This window comes from Candidatus Methylomirabilis limnetica (assembly GCF_003044035.1).
Lineage (GTDB): Bacteria > Methylomirabilota > Methylomirabilia > Methylomirabilales > Methylomirabilaceae > Methylomirabilis > Methylomirabilis limnetica.
The window spans coordinates 52,256-71,763 of record NZ_NVQC01000026.1; the positions used below are offsets into that span (position 1 = coordinate 52,256).

The window sequence follows — 19,508 nt, forward strand, 5'->3', positions numbered from 1 at the left end:
TTAAAACAGGGTAGAGGGTAGAGGGTGTAGGGTAGACCCTGTCTTTTCATGTTCTTGTACAAGAGTTTCGGCCAGGTGAAGATCCTCGGCGCGATCGACGTCGATGACCTGGTCAATGACCACCCCATAGACCGGGATCCCGCGATCAACCATCCAGATCAGGAAGTCACGAAGCCGATCCAGTGTAGACGGGTGAGGGGCTTCGGCAAAGATTGAGCCGGGCACAAGGTAGAGTCCGGCGGTTACGACGTCACCCGAGTCACCCCCTATTCCCGTTACGCGCCCGGAAGGATCGAGGGTCACCCAGAGAGGCTTCTCGTCGGCCACGAATGGCGTCACGGCCAAAACGACGGAAGCCTGACTGCAGCGCCGGGCCTGATCGACGAATCGGCGGAAGGCCGGTTCCGGACAGATCCAGTCCACGGTAGACATGAGGATGGGGCCTGGACCGGATCGCCCACCAACCTCCCAGAAGCTTTCGTACGATGAGCGTGTAGTTTTCACGATGCATTGGACGTCGAGATTCGGGAAACGCTCCTGAATGAATGTGGCGCACTCCCGGTCGTCCTCATTGAAGATGATCCGTAGCTGCGTGATACCGACCTTCACAAAATTGCTCATCACCCGCTCGATCAACGGGATACCTGCGACCGGCACCATCGGCTTCGGCATCCTCAAGCCGTCCCGTTTCAACCGGGAACCTTCCCCGGCCGCAATGATGCCCCCTATCAGGGTTGTGGGCGCGTTCACAGGAGTATCTCCCGAAGATCTGCTAGCGACCTGATCATAGGGTCACCCGGGCAACAGGGTACGGCAGCACCGGAGTGGTCTGATACCAGCCAGATATGGGGCATCCCGAGACCTTTCGCCCCTTCCATGTCTCGAGGCAATGAGTCGCCGACAAATACCGCCTCTCGTGGATCGAGTTGTAACTGCATCAGCGCGGCCTGAAAGATCCTAGGGTCCGGCTTGGTGAACCCGACGCGCGCCGAATCAACCATTACACTCATGAGCGGGGTCAGCCCACTCTCAAGACAGACGCGTTCGAGATTGCCATAGAAGTTCGAGATGATGCCGAGTCGAAATCGTACTGACAGCTCCCGCAGGATCGTCAGGTTAGAACGGATCTTATCCAGTGAGTCCTGAAGAAACCTGTCGCACAGACGCGACGCTACCCTCGCATCGGCCATATTCAACGCCTCCAGTACGCCCGTGACCTGGAACAGGAGGCTCTCTCGAAACGAGTAGTCCGAGAATCCCCGCGCCACCAGAGCATCATCGCCAACATAGTAGGCTTGATCGTATCGATCCCGCTCTATCTCCATATGCTCGGCGAGATAGAACGGATAGAATCTATCTTTCCAGGCGACTCCGTCGGCATCAAGGGTTCCCCCGAAATCGAAGAGAATAGCTTTTGGCAACTCTTTTACCATCCGGCTTCGCGTCATCGCGTTCATTGCGTCATTGCGTTCATTGCGTCATTGCGTCGTACGCTATAGACGCTATAGACGCTATAGACGCAATAGCCGCTATAGACGTACTCAGAGCTGCTCCATGAAGGAGGCGATCTCGTCGAGCTTGACGCCTCGAACGGCGATCTCGGGCGTATAGATGACCTCGTCTGCCGCCCAGACCAAGGTTTCCCTTACATCCTTACCGATCGCGATGATATTAGAGAGAATCGTGTGGATATTATCGTTGATCCGTACCGTATTGGGTTTCAGCGGCGTCGTGATCCGTCCGTCCTTAATGATGTACGAGTCACCAACCACTGTGCAGGTGAAGTCGCCGGCCCGTAACCCGTTGATAGGATACGTATACCAGATCCGCCCGATGAGTAGGCCGTTCTTTACGGTGGCGATGAGCTCATCGAGGCTTTGGTCTCCACCCTGTACGACAGCATTGGTTGAGGCGACTGCGGTTTGGACACCGAACTGTCGACCGCCACCAGCCCAGGATCGGAAACCGTTCCGCGGCACGATTGCGCTGCCGTGCTGGTTCGGGTCCACCCCCAGCTTCTCTGTACCCCTGGGATCTCTTACTATACGCTGCTGTTCGTAATAGTTGGTGAGCAGCCCTACCAATCTGCCCCGCTGGATCAGGCGTGTTTTCCCGGTCGGTAGTCCTTCGCAGGTGATCCCCTTGCTGCCCATCAACCCACGCTTATTGCCATGGTCGTAGAGGGTGAGATGCTTCGATGCGACTCGCTTCCCGAGCCGTCCCATGAACGGAGAGCTATCGCTGTAGAAGGTGCTGAGGCTGAGAGAAGGCAGGATCAGATTGTTCAGGAGGTCGGCCACAGGCTGACGCCCGAAGATTACCGTATACTCCCCACCCTTGATCCGCTCTCCGCCAATCGCCGCGAGAGCGTTGTGTGCGGCTTCTACACCGGCGCCGTCAGTAAACTGGTCCAGGCGGGTGCCGGCGGAGCAGCCGCTGCCCTTGGAGGCCTTGGCCTCGACCATTGCGGTGATGAAGGCCATGATCAGGGTCGATTCGTCGGTCTGGACCTCGGGCATGGCGGTCGAGGCGATGGCGATCCGCTCCTGCTGGATGGTCACATCGCCACCTACAATGAGGCCTAATGCACTGATCTGGCCCTTACCGCCCGCCAGTTCGGCAAGTTGAGGAGAAGCCGCAAAGGTCTTTAGTCCCCCCTGCAAAACCTTCCAGCCGACCTCAACCAGATCCTCGTCCCGAATCTTCATCAGTTTAGGGTCGTGGTAGCGGCGGAGCCTTCGCCGCTCACCCGTGGCTCTCGGCAGCGACGAGAATTCGGGATCGACGACGGCGCCGCGCCTGGCCTTCCCGAGGGCTCTTTTTACCCCATCGAGGCTTAGATCGCTCGGTTCGCTGCCAAACCCGATCGTAACACCGGCCTCTGTCTTGAAAACCGCCGCAATTCCAAGGCCGTACGATTCACTTGATTTCGGCTCTTCGACGCCATTGCATGGGATGTGCGAGGTATAGTTCAGCCGGGCTAAGAGGTTACCGTTACTTGACGCAAAGACCTCGGCCTCGGCCACCTGCTCGGCTGACCCTAGATACTCCAAGGCTTGCGTCACAGCCTTAGCAAGTTCAGCGGTTGAGATCATCGGTAAGTCTCCTGGAACACAACAAGGGTTTAGCGGTTTAGCGGTTAGAACCCACCGGCCATGCTTTTCCTCTACCCTATACCCTCTACCCTTTCAAGCTCCGGTGAGGATGGCGCGGCTGCGCATGGTGGGGCCCCCATTACCGAGCCGCTTGGTCTGCATCGGCTGGCCCTTGCCGCAATTGGGGATCGGGTAGAGACGGAAGTCGTTCCCTACCGCATCCACCTTCATCAAGTAGTCCTTCGTATCGGCCATGATCCCGCCGTTACAGAACAACTCTCCGATCTGCCCATGCTTGATCTCATAGACCTTCATCGCGGAGATTCGGAAGTTTTCGCGCGATTCAGCGATCGAGGGAGTCCGGTGCCCTACGAGGTAGTAGCCATGGGGGATCTCCCTGATAATCTCATGGGGGTCCCGTTCGCCAGGACTGAACACCGTATTTGACATCCTGATCAAAGGAACCATCGAGGCGTCAGTAGCCGTGTACGACCCGTTCGGCGGGATACCCAGGATGGCAGCGGTCTGGCGGCTGTTCATGAAGCCGGTGAAGATCCCGTGGTCGATGTGCATAACCTTTCTCCCTGATGTACCTTCGTGATCATACTTATAATGGCCGTACCCGGGAAGAGAGGGGTCGGAGAAGGCTGAGACGAGGGGAGAAGCGATCGGTTTGCCCATCTGATGTTCCTGGAGGTCCCGGAAAAGCCAGCTTCGGCCGGCGTAAGAAGCCTCCATCTTCAACGCGCGATCCAGCTCGGCCGGGTGGCCGACAATCTCGTGGACCGTCAGGGTGTTGTAGTGGGGGTCGGTGACAACCACCATCTCGCGGTCAGTGGCCTTGAGCGGCCTGGCATTGCACAGGCTCACCGCGTCACCCGTGAGGTTCATACAAAAGGTCCGGAAATCCGGAAATTGGATGAACTCCTCTTGCACGCCTTTGGTTAACACCTCCCACCCGCGCTGGTGGCCCATGTAATCGTACAGCTCCTGCGTGCCGGATTTGCCGTCGGTCACGATGAAACACGTGCCCTGAGTCAGAGCAAAGCACTGGTCGATGTTGGCACCCTCAGAGCTACACAGCAACTCCCGGCTCAACAGGGTAAAGGCCGAGATGAACGTATACTTGACATGAGGGTCGAGCGCAAGCGTGCTTTTGGAGATCTCGGTCGTCATGGCGACGATCTCGTCTAAGGGGACGGAGAGGGGATCGACCTCAAAGCGCGCCGGAACGATATCCTGATGAATCTCGATGGGCGCGAGGGTAGTGCTGATCAGGGTATCCCCCAGAGGACTGAACGCCTCCCGTGTTGCGCTCTTGCGCTCGGCGTTGGCCAGTGCCCGATGATGCGCATGACGGAGCCCGCCCTTCACGACCTGCGCTAGTCGATCTATGTCGGCTATTCCGAGCGATTGCCCGAAATAGCCCGGCGCGACCATCCCGTTACCGGACAGAGCGCGGATACCGACCGCAAAGCCATAGTCCCTGGTGCTATGTTTACTCCCACCATTCTCTGCTGCGGCCGATTGTCCTTCATCGACCTGTACGCGAATGTCCACATAGCGGCAGCCGCGAAGGGTCTTCCTGTAGCGGGTGGCGAGATCGAAGATCATCGGCTTGATCTGATCGATGATCTGTACTGTCATTGGTTGTGTTGACATCGTCTTTGCTTCCCCTATCCCCAGCATTGGTTACGTTCTTTTCAAGGACGGTAAAGCGCTAGATTGTACCCCATCAGGGTGAGAACTGGGAAGCACCTTTTATACGGGACGTGTACGGGACTGCGCTGTTGGAAGAGATCTCAGCCGAGCGAAAAGCTTTGCAGGATAGAGTAGCGTGCGCCCGCCACGTGCAGGTCGCTCTTCATCAGCTCGATCCGGTCGAGCGCCATCTCGCCCAGCGTCTCGGTTGGCGCCCCAGTGAGCGCGCTAGCCAACTGCTCTCGGTGCGCGGGGCTCCGTACACGACCCAGCGTAAGATGCGCGGTGAACGGTCGCTCCTCCCGTGCAAATCCGAGCGACTCGAGCCCCGTCTCAATCCTCGTCTGAAGCTTTGCCAGCGCCTCCGCGCCGTGGGAGAGCCCGATCCAGACGACCCGGGCCGCACGCGGATGGGGAAAGGCGCCGAGACCCTCAAAGACCAGGCGAATCGGACCACACCCGGTAGCCGCTACAGCGATCGCCTCCCCGATGACACCGAGACGACCCTCCTCGACCTGCCCCAGAAATTTGAGCGTAAGGTGGAGGTTCTCCGGCCGCACCCATCCGACGTCGGCTCGTGTGGCCTTGAGCCGATCCTGCACCCTGGCCAGGGCTGCTTTGAGGCCGGAATCCAGATTAGCGGCGACAAAAGCGCGAATCTCCGAGACGGGCTGGGAGTCAGGTCTGTCCGGCATGTCGGTGCAGCAGCAGGTGTCGGCGAAGGATGTCGAGAGCCTCCTGGGAGGCGCGTAGCCTATTGGTCTCACGGTCCCCCAGGAACCGGTACTCACGGCAGGTGACGCCGTCGTGTGAGGCAATCGCGATGTAGGTCAGGCCGATCGGTTTAGTAGCGGTGCCCCCGCCCGGCCCGGCGATGCCGGTGATACCCAGCGCCAGATCCGTTCCGGCAACCTGCCGCATCCCCGCAGCCATTGCAAGGGCGACTGGTTGACTGACGGCGCCATACTCTGCAATCAGCTCACGCGGCACCCCAAGCAGACCTTCTTTGGCGTCGTTACTGTAGACCACCTCGCCACGAACGAAATAGGCGGAACTCCCCGGGAGATTGGTCAGCCGGTGGCACACCAACCCTCCGGTGCACGACTCGGCGACGGCAATGGTCTGTTTCGCCTCGAGTAGCAACCGCCCCACTACATCCTCGAGCCGCTCCTCATCCCGCCCAAAGAGTAGCTTACCTAGCCGCTCGCGAATCCTGGATTCAAGATCATTGAGCAGTCGGTCGCCATCCGCCTCCGACTCGGTGTGCACGGTCAACCGGATATGGATCTCGCCGGGGTAGGCGAGCAACCCGATCATTGGGTTTCGCGAATGGCGCATGAGGTCGCCGATAATCTCATCGAGCGCCGATTCCGCGATCCCGCAGGCTTTGAGCGTACGCGACCGAATGCTGCCGCTGGCACCGAAGGCCTCGCCAAGGCGCGGGATGACTTGCTCTGTGAGCATCGGCTGCATCTCCCCAGGAACCCCGGGCATCGCCACCACAATCTTTCCATTCTCCATGCGGATGAAGAGGCCGGGCGCAGTCCCGTGGGGATTCGGCAACACGGTGGCGCCTTCCGGGATCATGGCTTGCCGTTCGTTGTTCCTGGGCATGACGAGCCCACGATCGGCAAATCGGAGGCGGATCGATTCTAAGACCGTCTCGTCGAGGTGAAGCGTTCGACCCAGTTCCGCCGCGATGGCTCGGCAGGTCAGATCGTCCTCCGTGGGACCGAGGCCCCCCGTCGCAATCACAATCTCGGATCGTGTGAGCGCCACACGAAGCACCTCCCTGATCCGGGCCTCGTTGTCGCCAACGGTACTCTTCCAATAGACCTCGATTCCAGCCGCTGCAAGCGCTTCGCCGATGTAGGCCGAATTGGTATCGAGTGTCTGGCCCAGGAGCAACTCTGTCCCAATCGTGAGGATCTCAACCCGTACCTCCTTCTCCACGGCAGGGTCCTCCTGACGATTGAATCCACTGGGAGTTCATTCCCCGCAGCTTGCCGCGAGTTCGTCATACCGGCGGACCCCGGATCGGAGTCCGGGGCAGGCGCCGGTATCCAGAGGGCCCGACTGGATTCCGTGTCAAGCACGGAATGACGGGCCAGAACAGAAGACGATACCCCGCAGCTTGCTGCGGGGTAGTTCATTCAGGCAGCAGAGGTCTGGTTGCCACCCGCCGCTTTAGATCGATAGAGCGCCTGATCCGCCACCCGCACCAGGTCTTCGACCTGGTGCATGTCGGGTCCGAAGCAGGCAACGCCGAGGCTCGCAGTAAGCCTCTCGCCGCCAGACGCTCTTTGCACTTTCAAAGCGTCGCACTCCATCGCACAGCGGATCCGTTCTGCATGCACCAAGGCCTGCTGCAGATCGGTTTCCGGAAGGATGATGCCAAACTCGTCCCCTCCATATCGCGCGACAATATCAACACCCCTCGTGCTATTTACCAACAGGGTAGCAATGCGGTGAAGGGCCTCATCGCCGCCCAGGTGACCGTTGAGGTCGTTATACTGCTTGAAGTGATCGATATCCAACATGATCAGCGAGAGCGGGTGACCGTAGCGCAGAGTTCGATTGAACTCCTGCTCAAGTTGGCTATAGAAGTGGCGATGGTTAAAGAGATCCGTTAACTCATCGGTCATTGCCAACCTGTTACTCTCTTGAAACAGACGCCCATGTTCGATCGCGATGGCCAACTGCTCGCTCAGAGGCACCATGAGCTCCAGTTCCTGATTGCCATAACGGTGAGGTGTAATGCTATCCATGCAGAGACAGCCGATCACCCCTCCCTTCACGATGAGGGGAAGGCGAAGGCAGGCCCGGATTCCGACCTTCAACAGCGACTCGTCCTCCGTGAATTGCTTCGATTCCGCCAGATCCTGCTCGATATGGGGGCGTTGCTGAGCCATGACCCACCCGACACCTGTTCCTTCCTCAATGGCGAAGACACCTTCATGCCATCCGGTGGCAGGTTGGTCAGGCGCCAGCCGGAGCACCCTCCCCTCCAGATCTGCATCATTTTGTCGCAGGATGAGTCCCATCCGATCGTAATGAACGAGCCGTCCCACCTCTGTGGCGAAAGCTTGATAGACCTCACTGAGATCAAATGAGGCGCCGATGACTCCGGTCAATCGATTGACCGCCGTAAGACGATAAGCTCGCTGTTGCAGAGTGACGTACGATCCGGCATCCAAGACCACCAGCTCAGCGTGGCCGGCAGCAAGGACATCCAGCGCCTCCTGCGTCGATGGGGCTTGCAGGACCAAGAATCCTTGACGCGTGAGCAGCTCACGGAGTCGGAGGATTGATCCGACACCGTCCCCGACAATCAGGGCCGTCTTACTCTCATCTTCACGATGTTCCGGCATGCTATCACTCAAGGCTGACACAACCTCTTCACGTGATGACTGGTAACTACTCAAGGTGTTTAGGCTGAAGGCTGAAGGTTCTGAATTATCTCGCAAGGCACGAATCAAGACCGTTCTCGGTTTCTACCCCTAAAAGCCTTCAGCCTTCAGCCTACCCACCTGAGTACTTACGATGGATGCTACACGATTTCGTTTGCCGGACAAGAAAAAACCAGGCAGCGAGCGGCCGCGTTACCGATAGTTGTCGAACTGCAGGTCGATGCCACAATCGTGCGCTCGAAGCGCTTGCATGACAGCTTGCAGATCGTCTTTACTCTTCGCCGAGACCCGTATCTGATCGCCTTGGATCTGCGCAGTAACCTTAAAACCAAGCCCCCTGATCACCTTGGCGACCTCTTTGGCCTTGTCTGCGGAGATACCTTGCTGCAGCGTTACCCGCTGCCGCAGGGTCCCTTTAGCCGCCGGCTCAGTGGCTTCGTAGACAAGGGCCTTCAGAGATACCTTTCGCCGCACCAGCTTCGATTCCAGCAGGTCCACCACAGCCTTCAGCTTGTAGGTATCGTCAGCGTGGAGCAGGAGACCTTGCTCGTCCCGCACGACGCGACAGGCTGTTCCCTTAAAATCGAACCGCTGCTGGATCTCTTTCATGACCTGCTGTACAGCGTTGTCTACCTCCTGCAAATCAACCGTTGAGCTGATATCGAAGGACGCCTCATTGGACACGTGTGATCTCCTTTTGGCTATGGAACGGGAGGCTTGAGAGGGGCCACGACATCCGTCCCTGGCGGTGGCGAGAATTGAAACAACTCGCCTTTTAGACCGCTGTTGACCTTCTGCTTGGACAGCTCGACCTCAGTGGTGTTGCCATACAGGTCAAAAACCGTAAGTCGCTGGATGAAGAAACTTTCCCGATCCACCCCCAGGATCACCCGCTTGAAGGACATATCCTTCCCCTTGGGGGTCAACTCCATGAGGTACTCCGGACTGTCCTTGGTCCCCGCGTGAACGATAGGCCGCACCTGAAAGTCTCGCCGGAGGCTGCTCATCCCGAACAGGATCCCGATAGGGCTCGTCGTAAGCACGCCGCTCACATCTTGCGACATGGCTTGTCGTTCGGATGGGCTGTAGCTCCAGAGGGTCTTACCATCGATCAAGAATAGCCTCGATTCAGGCTTCTCGTACTCCCAGCGCATCCTCCCTGGCCACTTGAGGAAGAGCCGGCCTGAGGCCTCTTGTGTCATCCCGCTCAGTTTATTCGTGGCACGCTGGAGGAAGGTCCCCTGGAGGTCCGAGAACCCCTGGTAGGTTGCCTGGACCTTGTCTGCCACCTCATCTGCTGTAAGCGCGGACACGCTCAGCGGAGACCCTACACCCGCTAGTAGCAGGAGTGTGAGACCGATCACCGACCTATGCCGCATTGACCCTCGCGCTCCGCCCCATTCTCTTCGCACGCCGCGCCCCCTCCCTTCTTGTAGGGGCAGGCCTTGTGCCTGCCCGGATCGGGAGACCGCCAGGGTCGCCCCTACGTCGGCGAGGGAGAGGGCACCTCGCACATCATTCACGTATTCTGCGGTTCCACGAGGACCGCTCGCGGCCCGCCCCCTTCAATGCGACTCACAATCCGTTCATGCTCCATCCGCTCGATCATTCGCGCCGCTCGGTTAAACCCAATCCTGAGTCGCCGCTGAATAAGGGAAATCGAGGCCTGACGCGTGGTGACGACGACCTCAACCGCCTGCCGGTACAGCTCGTCGTCTTCATCCCCTGACTTTTCCTGCTCCTCCTCGGCCGGCAGCAGCGACCACGGAAACTCCTCGGCCTTCCCCTGCGCTTCCAGAAACTCGACGACGCGCTTAATCTCGATATCGGACACGAACGATCCGTGAATCCGGTGCGGCTTTGAGCTTGATGGCGGGATGAATAGCATGTCGCCATCGCCTAACAGTTGCTCGGCGCCATTCATGTCGAGGATCGTACGGGAATCGACCTTCGAGGAAACCTGGAAGGCGAGCCTGGCCGGAAAATTGGCCTTGATAACCCCGGTGATCACATCGACCGAGGGGCGCTGCGTTGCCACGATCAGATGGATGCCTACCGCCCGAGCCATCTGCGCCAGCCTGACGATGGACCGCTCGACGTCGGCGGAAGCGGTCAGCATCAGGTCGGCTAGTTCGTCGATGACCACCACCAGGTAGGGGAGCGGCTGAAAGATCTCGCCGCCTCCTTCCCGCTTGGCTTTCAGTTCCAACTCGTTGTAGCTGGCAATATTTCTGGCCCCGAGCCTGGCAAACAGTTTGTAGCGCCCTTCCATGTGAAGCACAAGGCGCTGAAGCCGTTTTGACGCCTCCTTCGGATCGCATACGACGCGCTCAGCCAGATGCGGAATCCCGTTATAGACAGAGAGTTCCACCCGCTTCGGATCGATCAGCAGCAATCGAACGCTTTCTGCTGTGGCCTTGTACAGCAGGCTCACAATCAGGGCATTGATGCATACACTTTTGCCGGAACCTGTCGCCCCGGCGATGAGCAGGTGTGGCATCTGGCTCAGATTGACCACATAGGGTTCGCCGGCAATGTCCTTCCCTAAGGCAAGGGGAAGGTGTGAAGCAGTAGATCTCTCGAATGCTTTGGACGCCAGTACCTCGCGCAGGTGTACCGTAGCACGACGGCGGTTCGGGATCTCCACGCCAACAACTGCTTTCCCTGGAATCGGCGCCACGACGCGCACGCTTAGCGCCCGTAAGGCCAAGGCCAGATCGTCAGCCAAAGCAACAATTCGGTTGATCTTGATCCCGGGCCCCGGCTCAATCTCATATCGGGTAATGACAGGCCCGGGCTGTGCCTGCGTGACCTTCCCCTCGACCCCGAAGTCCAGCAGCTTACGCTCGATGATCTGCGCGTTCGTCTCCCGCTCCTCATCGGAGAGCCCGCTCTCCACCCTTGCCGGCAGATCGAGCTTCGATAGCGGCGGGATCTGAAAACCCTCTTTCGAAATCGCAAAGGGAAAGGATGGCTGTGGAGGGGGAACGATCGCGTGGACTTGCTGCTCTGCTGTGGCCACCCCAGGAGCAGGCTCCATCAGCACGGGAAACGATCGGCTCTCGATTCGAGGCTCTTCCTCATCTGGAGGGGTATAGGGCGGCCGGATTCGGCCCGGCAGTTGCGCCTTCGCCGCTCGCCGTTCCCTCACGCGAGCCGCCACTCGCTCGATCACACCCCGGAATCCAAAGGAGAGGCCCGCAAGCGGCCGGCTGATCAGGCACACCATACCGAGGACGAGGGTCGTGAGTCCCAGCAACGGCAGTCCCACGGGGCCCACCAGCGGACTGAAGATCCGGTGCAGCTCTTCGCCAATAAAGCCACCAGGGCGTTCCCAGGTTCGGCCAACAGGCAGCCCTGCCATAGCGAAGAACTGGGCCAGTAGCCCAAGGCTCACCATGAGCAGGACGCACCCGGCCAGCTTCCAAATGACAAAGGGAGTAGCCTTCGCGCTGAGAAACCTCCAGCTCAACAGGGCCAGGAAGAATGGTACGGCTAGTACGCCGACACCTAACAGCTCCAGAAGATCACCAGCAAGTTCTGCGCCCCACCGCCCCCCATAATTGTGCACCTGATGTCCAGGGCCGCCTCCGGAGTTGACGAACGATGGGTCGAGGGGATCGTAGGACAGGAGACTTGCCAGGAGAAAGAGGGCCACGGCGATCCCGAGGATACCCAGCGCCTCGTGAGTCTTGGGATGTGTGAGGAACTGGGTCCCTGGCGCTCGATCTCCTCCGCGCCGCTCCCCTGGGGTCGCCATCGGCTTCGGCGTGCCTTCAGTCGCCATCAACCGCCTCCTTCGTTACACCTCCATGATCACCGACAGGATCATGGGCCGTCGTTCGATCTCTTTCTGCAACTGCTTCTTAACCGCAGTCTTGATCCGTTGCTCCATGAGGCGCGGATCGGTGCGGTCCTCTTCAGAGGCATTTTCCAGTACGGAGCAGACCAGGATTTTGATGCTATCCGTGAGGGTTTTCGAATCCTGTGCATTGACGAACCCGCTGCAGATTATCTGAGGTCCTGTCACCAACTTGCCGCACTGCTGATCTACGGCAAGGACCACGGCCACTACCCCCTCCTGCGCCAACCGCTGCCGGTCGCGAATGACGGCGTCCCCAACATCCCCGATCCCCTTCCCGTCGATGAGGATCCGACCGACGGGTGCTCTACCAACGATCCGGGCGCTGCTGCCATCTAGCTCCAGGATGTCGCCGTCCTCGATGACGAGGGTCCTGGCTTCCGGTACTCCGACCTCCCGTGCCAAGTGGGCGTGCTGGTGCAGGTGGCGGTACTCTCCGTGAATCGGTACAAAGAAGGTGGGACGGGTCAGATTCAGCATCAGCTTCAGCTCTTCCCGGCTGGCATGTCCCGAGACATGGACTCCAGCCATATCCTCGGTGATGACACGGGCCCCCTGTCGGTAGAGGCCGTTAATTGTTCGAGCCACCGATTTTTCATTGCCAGGGATGACGCGCGACGAGAAGACGACGGTATCGCCGGGCGACACGTGGACCTGTTTGTGCGCCGCGACAGCCATTCTGGCGATGGCGGAGAGGGGTTCGCCTTGGCTCCCAGTGGTCACGATCACCCGCTCCGCAATCGGGAGGCGCTCCAACTCGGCCAGTCCAACGAGCGTGTCATCAGGGATCCGGAGGCATCCCAACTCCGACGCGATCCGCGTATTGGCCACCATGCTCTTGCCACAAACCGCCACCCGCTTTCCCGTAGCTGCCGCCGCATCGAGGATCTGTTGGACGCGATGAATGTTTGAGGCGAAGCAGGCCACGATAACGCGTCCCTGAGCCTCCCGAAAGATTGCGTCGAAAGCCTGCCCCACCACCTGCTCCGAAGGCGTGAATCCATCCCGACCCGCATTCGTACTATCCGAGAGAAGGGCCAGCACGCCACCATCCCCGAGCTCGGCAAGCCGCCGGTAATCGGTAAGTTGGCCATCCACCGGGCTCTGGTCGAATTTGAAATCGCCGGTGTGTATAATCAGGCCGCCGGGGGTCCTGATGGACAGTGCTACGCCGTCTGGAATGCTGTGGCAGACCCGAAGAAACTCAACCTCAAAAAGGCCGAGCTGAAGGCGATCGCGGGGACGAATGAGCTTGAGGTCGGCATCGGACAGGAGATTCGCTTCCTTCAGTTTTTCCGCCGCCAGCCCCAGTGAGAAGCGCGTGCCATAAACCGGGACATTGATCCTGCTCAGCAGGTAAGGAAGTGCGCCGATGTGATCCTCGTGGCCGTGGGTGAGCAGCACTGCCCGCACCTTCTCCCGATGTGCGATCAGATAGCTCATATCCGGGACCACGTGGTCGACCCCGAACACCTCCTCATCCGGGAACATCAACCCGGCATCTATCACCAGCAGGTCGCCCGCCGCTTCGACGACCATCATGTTCAAACCGATCTCCCCCAGGCCTCCCAAGGGGACGATCCGAACCGTTCGGTCGTTAGACACTGTATGGAGTCCCTTGTGCAGGAGCTGCGGGGTTCCGGTGTCTCGGCAAGCACGTTCTGAGCCCTGTCGAAGGGCCTGTCCTGAGCCCCGCCGAAGGGGTCGTCCCACGTTTAGCGCTGAGAGCCACAGCAAGGCGACGCTTGGCCCCTGTCTGCTTGACCAAGGCGATTTCGAGCACCTGGTCCATATGGTCCACGAACACGAACTCCATGCCCCGCTTCACATTGGCAGGAAGCTCTTTGATATCCTTGTCGTTCCTCGCCGGGACCACCACTGTATGGATGCCCATTCTTCTCGCTGCCAACGCCTTTTCCTTGATCCCACCGATCGGCAGGACCTTGCCGCGAAGAGTCACCTCTCCGGTCATCGCCACGTCCCTCCTAACGGGCACCTTGGTCAGGGCGGAAATCAGCGCTACGGCCATCGTGATACCGGCTGACGGACCATCCTTGGGGATCGCTCCGGCAGGGACGTGGATATGGATATCAGATTTGGCGAAAAATTCATCCTTGATCCCCAGATCGGCGGATCGCGAGCGTGCATAGCTCAAGGCGGCTTGGGCCGACTCTTTCATCACCTCACCCAGATGCCCCGTAAGGGAGAGGCCGCCCTTACCGCGTAGGACGCTGCACTCGATGTAGATGGTGTCCCCGCCCGCCTGCGTCCACGCGAGACCCGTGGCGACACCGACCTCATCGGTCTCCTGTTCCGAGTCGGACAGAAACTTTGGTGCACCTAGAAACCGCTGCAGGACCGCCGGGGTCACCTTGGTCTGTCCCTTTTGCCCTTCCGCCACCAGGCGAGCTACCTTCCTGCAGATAGTGGCGATTTCTCGCTCCAGGTTCCGGAGCCCGGCCTCCCGGGTATACTCATTGATTATCTTCAGGATCGCCTCGTCGGTGATCAGCAGGCGCTTCTCGTCGATCCCATGTTCCTGGTACTGCCTGAGAACCAGATAGCGCTTGGCAATATGGAGTTTCTCCTCCTCGGTGTACCCGGAGATATCGATGATCTCCAGCCGATCGCGCAGCGCCGAGATGATCGGGTCAGCCGTGTTAGCCGTACAGATGAACATTACGTTAGAGAGATCAAAAGCAACGCCGAGGTAGTGGTCGCTGAAGCTATAGTTCTGCTCCGGGTCCAGCACCTCCAGCAGGGCCGAGGAGGGGTCGCCCCGAAAATCGGTCCCGACCTTGTCCACCTCGTCGATCATAAAGACGGGATTGTTCGATCCGGCCTGCTTGATCCCCTGGATGATACGACCAGGTAGCGCCCCGATATACGTCCGCCGATGACCGCGGATCTCCGCCTCGTCGCGAACACCGCCCAACGAGATCCGGATGAATTTGCGCCCCATGGCGCGGGCGATGGAGCGGCCAAGGGAGGTCTTCCCCACCCCAGGCGGGCCGACGAAGCAGAGAATCGGCCCCTTCATCTTCTTCTTCAGCTTGCGAACAGCTAGATATTCGAGGATTCGCTCCTTCACCTTTTCGAGGTCGTAGTGGTCCTCGTTGAGGATCTTCGATGCCTGCTTGATCGCCAGTTTGTCCTTGGTCGACCGACTCCACGGCAGCTCAATCAACCAGTCCATATAGGTCCGGATGACAGAGGCCTCCGCTGCGTCGGGGTGCATTCGGCTGAGCCGCCCTAGCTGCGCCTTCGCCTCGGACTCTACCGCTACGGGCATCTTCGCCTTCTTGATCTTCTTCTCCAGCTCCTGCAGTTCCTGGCTTCGGTCATCGGTGTCACCCAGCTCTTTCTGGATGGCCTTCAACTGCTCCCGAAGGTAATACTCCCGATGAGTCTTGTCCATTTCCTCCCGAGCCTGGCTCTGGATTCGATGCTGAACATCGAGCACCTCGAGCTCCTTGCTTAGCAGCTCGCTGACCCTCTTCAGGCGCTGGATCGGATCGAACAGTTCCAGCACCTCTTGGGCCTGTTCCATCTTCAGATCCAGGTGACTGGCCACGAGGTCAGCCAGGCGGCCCGAGTGCTCGAGGTTGTTGATAATCACCACCACATCCGACGAGATCTGTTTCCCGAGGGTTACGCTCTTGCTCACCAACTCTTTGACCGAACGGATCAGGGCCTCCACCTCAACGTCCGACGTGACCAGATCCGTTTCGGGGACTTCGGCGATCCTCGCCTCGAAGTAGAGTTCCCGCCGCTCAACCCCAATGACCCTGGCGCGGGACAGACCCTGAACCAACACCTTTACCCGCCCGTCCGGCATCTTGAGCATTCGCATGATCATCGCCACGGTCCCGACCGAGTGGATCTCATCGGCGCCGGGATCCTCCTTCTCGGCATCCCGTTGCGCCACCAGCAAGATAAGGCGGTCCCTCGAAAGCGCTTCGTCTACCGCTCTTACCGATTTCTCCCGACCTACAAAGAGAGGCAAGATCATGAAGGGATAGATCACCACGTCTCGCACCGGTAGGAGCGGGATCGTGCCAGGCACCTTCCGAGCTTGTCCCTCGGTTGTGGTCTCAGTGATCTCAGCGTCAGGGACCGACAGTTCCTCTGTACTTTCCACCGTTCCTTCGATCGAACTCAGGACAGGCTTCTCGTCCGCCACGGCTCTCAGTTCTCCTTTCGATCCCACTCCACGGTCGCTCCCACCTCATCCAGATTGAGTGTCCTCAGGTATTCCCGCAATCCTGGTGCCAGATCCGGACGCTTGAGCGCAAACTGTAAGGTTGCCTTCAAAAAACCAAGTTTACTCCCGGCGTCATACCGACGCCCGTGAAACGCGAGTCCATACATCGTTTGTGTTCTCAGCAGCACCCGCAGACCATTCGTGAGCTGAACCTCTCCTCCTTTATCCCGGGGAGTCTGTTCAAGAGCCTCAAAGATCTCTGGTGTCAGAATGTAGCGCCCGACAATGGCCAGGTCAGACGGAGCTACTGCCGGGGACGGCTTTTCCACCAGATCCAGGATCTGATAGATCGTCTCCTCAACTGGCTTGGGGTCGATGATCCCGTAGCTGCTGGTTTCCTCCTTGCTGACCTGCTGCACAGCAATGATCGAGGACTGATACCGTTCAAATGCCGAGATCATCTGCTTGAGACAGGGGACCTCGGCATCGATGATGTCGTCTCCAAGCAAGACAGCAAAGGGCTCATTCCCCACGAGCGCTCTTGCCAACAGGATCGCGTGTCCCAAGCCGAGGGGCTCCTCTTGGCGGATGTAGCAAAACGACGCCAACCCGGAGATCCGCTCGATCTCCCGCAACTGCTCCTCCTTGCCCTGCCGCCTAAGGGAGGTTTCTAATTCCAGCGATCGGTCAAAGTGGTTCTCGATCGCGTCCTTCCCACGTCCGGTCACAATGATGATGTCCTCGATCCCAGACGCAGCGGCTTCCTCCACCACATACTGGATGGTAGGCTTGTCCACGATCGGAAGCATCTCTTTCGGCTGTGCCTTCGTTGCGGGGAGGAACCGCGTCCCCAAACCCGCAGCGGGCACAATTGCTTTACGAATCCGCATTGGTCAAGCCCACCCTGCTTCTACTCGAACTGCAAGAGAACGCTGCAACCTTAAGAGAAGATCCCGGGCGAACCTGAGGCGGGATCATATCTGCTAATGACCGCTCTGGAAAAGCCAGCACTGAGGACGGTGACCTTCGTGCCCGAGCGCACCCCTTTTCCGCCCAGACGAGCAGAGCCAGGCACAAGGTGCCCGAAAACCACACGATCGGGTTTCGCTTTCGCGAAAGATCCTCAGCTCCCTTGATTCATACGCTTCTTTAATGACTTTAATTGTTTTTTATAGCATCTTTCGCCAAAAAGTCAAGCACCTGGGGCTGAACGTAGCAGCTAGGCACCCAACATCACGGCAGATCTTTTCTGCGTTGACAAGAACCCTGTTTCGATATACAAAATGTTATTCATTCAGTGGGTTGTCCCTCCGCTATGCGAAGGGCTCAGCTAATGCTATTAACGGATTTCACGTCTTGCAATGGGGGAGAGCATGAAGAAATTGAAGGTTACAGTCCTTATAGCTGTGTTGTTCATAACAGGCTGCGCTAGCCAGCGACCCTGATATAACGCGCTCATATGCTCGGTGGCTGGAGGCGCCGCTGGCGCCGCAATTGGGGGAGGCGCTGCAGGGGGGAGGGAGGCTGGATATGGAGCTGCCGCCGGTGCGGTGGTGGGCGGAATTCTCTGCGCGGCGTTAACTCCCGGGGCGACTCCTGTGGATAGTGATGGGGATGGCGTAGCGGACGACAAAGATCAGTGCCCAGGCACTCCTCATGGCGTAAAAGTGAATCAGCTCGGATGCCCGGAGCGAGAACCCATCGTCCTGAAAGGTGTGAACTTTGCGTACGATTCGGCCGAGCTGACCCAGAAATCTTTTGCGATTCTGGATGGTACTGCGAAGGTTCTCACCAAACACCCTGCCCTAAAGATCATTATTGCCGGCCATACGGACAGTATGGGCACGGCGGATTACAATAAGAAGCTGTCGCAGCAGCGTGCCGAGTCGGTGATGAACCACCTGATCTCACGTGGCGTAAGGTCAGCCAATCTCACTGCTGTAGGATTCGGGGAAGAACAGCCGATCGCGTCGAACGATGAGGTTGAAGGTCGCGCAAAGAATCGGCGAGTTGAACTGCAACCGCAAGAGTAACTGAAGTTTGATGGGGGCTTAGGTCCTCATCAGTTCAGTGGCTCACCGGCGTACGAGTGTGAACAGTGTGGCTGGGCCGCGATGCGGACCAGCCACACTGTCATCCGGGTCCGGTACTTCTCTCGCGGGGGACTGGCTTTTCCGTTTGTTGAATCTGCTGGGGGTTCATTCCCCGCGGCTTGCCGCAAGCTCGTCATACCGGCGGAAGCCGGTATCCAGAGGGCCCGACTAGATTCCCCCGTATCAAGTACGGGGCAGGCGTGTCAAGCACGGAATGACGGGCCAGAACAGAAGACGATACCCCGTAGCTTGCTGCGGGGTAGTTCGTTCTGCTTGTCAAGCAGCCTAAGCCCCTTGATGTAAGATAGTGCCGAGCTTCGACGTCTCTCCCGATTGGGACACATCAGTAATGGCTCCCTCTACTTTTGGATTGTACTTCCCTCTTGGCAAAAGCCGCCAGGCGTGCTAGAGTACCTCGAAACTGTAGTAGCAAGATCGATCGAGACCCTGACGCGGCTCGATCGAGTGTCGAGCTGGGACGTTTTAGAATCTGCACGGCGACTTCTCCGGTGATCCCGCCGTTAGCCCCACTCATCAATCCGACCGGACAAACAGCGCGGGCGCTTCTTTGCTCATCTCTGATGACAGGTGCGCCCAACCACCGCAGTAGGAGGAGTATGCCGTTTTCATCATTCACCCTGAACGCTAACCTTTTGAAAGCCATCCACACCATGGGGTTTGAGAAGCCCACGCCGATCCAAAGTCTCGCTGTGCCGCCCCTCATGGAGGGCCGCGACGTTATGGCTACCGCCGTGACAGGGAGCGGTAAGACCGCGGCGTTTCTCCTGCCTATCCTCCACCGCCTCATGGAGAAGCCCAGGGGCACCACGAGGGCGCTCATCCTGGCGCCCACCCGGGAACTGGCGGCGCAGATTGCGGAGCACTTTCACGCGCTCGCCGTACACACGTCTCTGAAGGGCGCCGCAGTCTACGGGGGCGTCTCCATGGGACCCCAGGAAGGAGCATTCCGCCGAGGCGTGGACGTCCTGGTCGCGACCCCCGGCAGGCTCCTCGATCACTGCCAGTACCCGTATGCGCGCCTCACCGGCATCGAGTACCTGGTACTCGATGAAGCAGACCGCATGCTCGATATGGGCTTTCTGCCCGACATCCGCCGCATCCTGGCGCATGTCCCAAAGAAAG

Annotated in this window: 15 protein-coding genes; 2 read left to right on the forward strand and 13 right to left on the reverse strand. The window is 58.9% G+C overall.

The features are described 5' to 3' along the window. The 13 genes from CLG94_RS10500 to galU form a co-directional block, all read right to left on the reverse strand. Complete coding sequence (locus CLG94_RS10500) at window positions 1-750, reverse strand: nucleotidyltransferase family protein (protein WP_107563336.1); 750 nt, start codon at window positions 748-750, stop codon at window positions 1-3. Next, entirely contained in the window at window positions 747-1,457 is a 711-nt protein-coding gene (locus CLG94_RS10505) for an HAD family hydrolase (RefSeq protein ID WP_107563338.1), read from the reverse strand. The genes CLG94_RS10500 and CLG94_RS10505 overlap by 4 nt, the downstream gene beginning before the upstream one ends. Before the next feature lie 84 nt (window positions 1,458-1,541). After that, window positions 1,542-3,095: a TldD/PmbA family protein gene (locus CLG94_RS10510; protein ID WP_107563340.1), complete on the reverse strand. Its 1,554-nt coding sequence runs from the start codon at window positions 3,093-3,095 to the stop codon at window positions 1,542-1,544. A gap of 93 nt (window positions 3,096-3,188) precedes the next feature. Next, on the reverse strand, window positions 3,189-4,757 hold the full coding sequence (locus CLG94_RS10515) for a TldD/PmbA family protein (RefSeq protein ID WP_107563356.1): 1,569 nt from the start codon (window positions 4,755-4,757) through the stop codon (window positions 3,189-3,191). Window positions 4,758-4,897: 140 nt separating this feature from the next. Next, window positions 4,898-5,491: an RNA 2',3'-cyclic phosphodiesterase gene (gene thpR, locus CLG94_RS10520; protein ID WP_107563342.1), complete on the reverse strand. Its 594-nt coding sequence runs from the start codon at window positions 5,489-5,491 to the stop codon at window positions 4,898-4,900. After that, window positions 5,475-6,749, reverse strand: a complete 1,275-nt coding sequence (locus tag CLG94_RS10525) for a competence/damage-inducible protein A (protein ID WP_107563344.1) — start codon at window positions 6,747-6,749, stop codon at window positions 5,475-5,477. Before CLG94_RS10525 ends, thpR begins: the two co-directional genes overlap by 17 nt. 200 nt (window positions 6,750-6,949) lie before the next feature. After that, window positions 6,950-8,167: a GGDEF domain-containing protein gene (locus CLG94_RS10530; protein ID WP_107563346.1), complete on the reverse strand. Its 1,218-nt coding sequence runs from the start codon at window positions 8,165-8,167 to the stop codon at window positions 6,950-6,952. 231 nt (window positions 8,168-8,398) lie between these two features. Continuing rightward, window positions 8,399-8,890 (reverse strand): YajQ family cyclic di-GMP-binding protein, encoded by a 492-nt coding sequence (locus CLG94_RS10535; RefSeq protein ID WP_107563348.1) that lies wholly within the window; start codon window positions 8,888-8,890, stop codon window positions 8,399-8,401. Window positions 8,891-8,907: 17 nt separating this feature from the next. Beyond that, window positions 8,908-9,585, reverse strand: a complete 678-nt coding sequence (gene lolA / locus CLG94_RS10540) for an outer membrane lipoprotein periplasmic chaperone LolA (RefSeq protein WP_107563350.1) — start codon at window positions 9,583-9,585, stop codon at window positions 8,908-8,910. Between the two features lie 140 nt (window positions 9,586-9,725). After that, entirely contained in the window at window positions 9,726-11,993 is a 2,268-nt protein-coding gene (locus CLG94_RS10545) for an FtsK/SpoIIIE family DNA translocase (RefSeq protein WP_239993216.1), read from the reverse strand. 15 nt (window positions 11,994-12,008) lie between these two features. Next, window positions 12,009-13,673, reverse strand: coding sequence for a ribonuclease J (locus CLG94_RS10550; RefSeq protein WP_107563352.1), 1,665 nt, complete (start codon window positions 13,671-13,673; stop codon window positions 12,009-12,011). Then, a complete protein-coding gene (gene lon / locus CLG94_RS10555; protein ID WP_432264764.1) occupies window positions 13,666-16,191 on the reverse strand; it encodes an endopeptidase La in 2,526 nt (841 codons plus the stop codon). Before lon ends, CLG94_RS10550 begins: the two co-directional genes overlap by 8 nt. Before the next feature lie 65 nt (window positions 16,192-16,256). Continuing rightward, window positions 16,257-17,162 carry a UTP--glucose-1-phosphate uridylyltransferase GalU gene (gene galU / locus CLG94_RS10560; RefSeq protein WP_107563354.1) on the reverse strand — a complete coding sequence of 302 codons (906 nt, stop codon included), beginning with the start codon at window positions 17,160-17,162 and terminating at the stop codon, window positions 16,257-16,259. Between the two features lie 576 nt (window positions 17,163-17,738). On the opposite strand from galU, the gene CLG94_RS10565 reads away from it, so the two are divergent. Both CLG94_RS10565 and CLG94_RS10570 read left to right on the forward strand, forming a co-directional pair. Continuing rightward, complete coding sequence (locus CLG94_RS10565; protein WP_239993217.1) at window positions 17,739-18,305, forward strand: OmpA family protein; 567 nt, start codon at window positions 17,739-17,741, stop codon at window positions 18,303-18,305. Window positions 18,306-18,982: 677 nt separating this feature from the next. Further along, window positions 18,983-19,508 (forward strand): DEAD/DEAH box helicase (locus CLG94_RS10570; RefSeq protein ID WP_121592141.1); only part of this gene is annotated, 526 nt, incomplete at its 3' end.

Excerpts from the sequence above, each read along its gene's own strand:
- CLG94_RS10505 (WP_107563338.1), bottom strand. The coding sequence starts at position 1,457 with ATGAACGCGATGACGCGAAGCCGGATGGTAAAAGAGTTGCCAAAAGCT.
- CLG94_RS10510 (WP_107563340.1), bottom strand. The coding sequence starts at position 3,095 with ATGATCTCAACCGCTGAACTTGCTAAGGCTGTGACGCAAGCCTTGGAG.
- CLG94_RS10515 (WP_107563356.1), bottom strand. The coding sequence starts at position 4,757 with ATGTCAACACAACCAATGACAGTACAGATCATCGATCAGATCAAGCCG.
- thpR (WP_107563342.1), bottom strand. The coding sequence starts at position 5,491 with ATGCCGGACAGACCTGACTCCCAGCCCGTCTCGGAGATTCGCGCTTTT.
- CLG94_RS10530 (WP_107563346.1), bottom strand. The coding sequence starts at position 8,167 with ATGCCGGAACATCGTGAAGATGAGAGTAAGACGGCCCTGATTGTCGGG.
- lolA (WP_107563350.1), bottom strand. The coding sequence starts at position 9,585 with ATGCGGCATAGGTCGGTGATCGGTCTCACACTCCTGCTACTAGCGGGT.
- CLG94_RS10545 (WP_239993216.1), bottom strand. The coding sequence starts at position 11,993 with ATGGCGACTGAAGGCACGCCGAAGCCGATGGCGACCCCAGGGGAGCGG.
- galU (WP_107563354.1), bottom strand. The coding sequence starts at position 17,162 with ATGCGGATTCGTAAAGCAATTGTGCCCGCTGCGGGTTTGGGGACGCGG.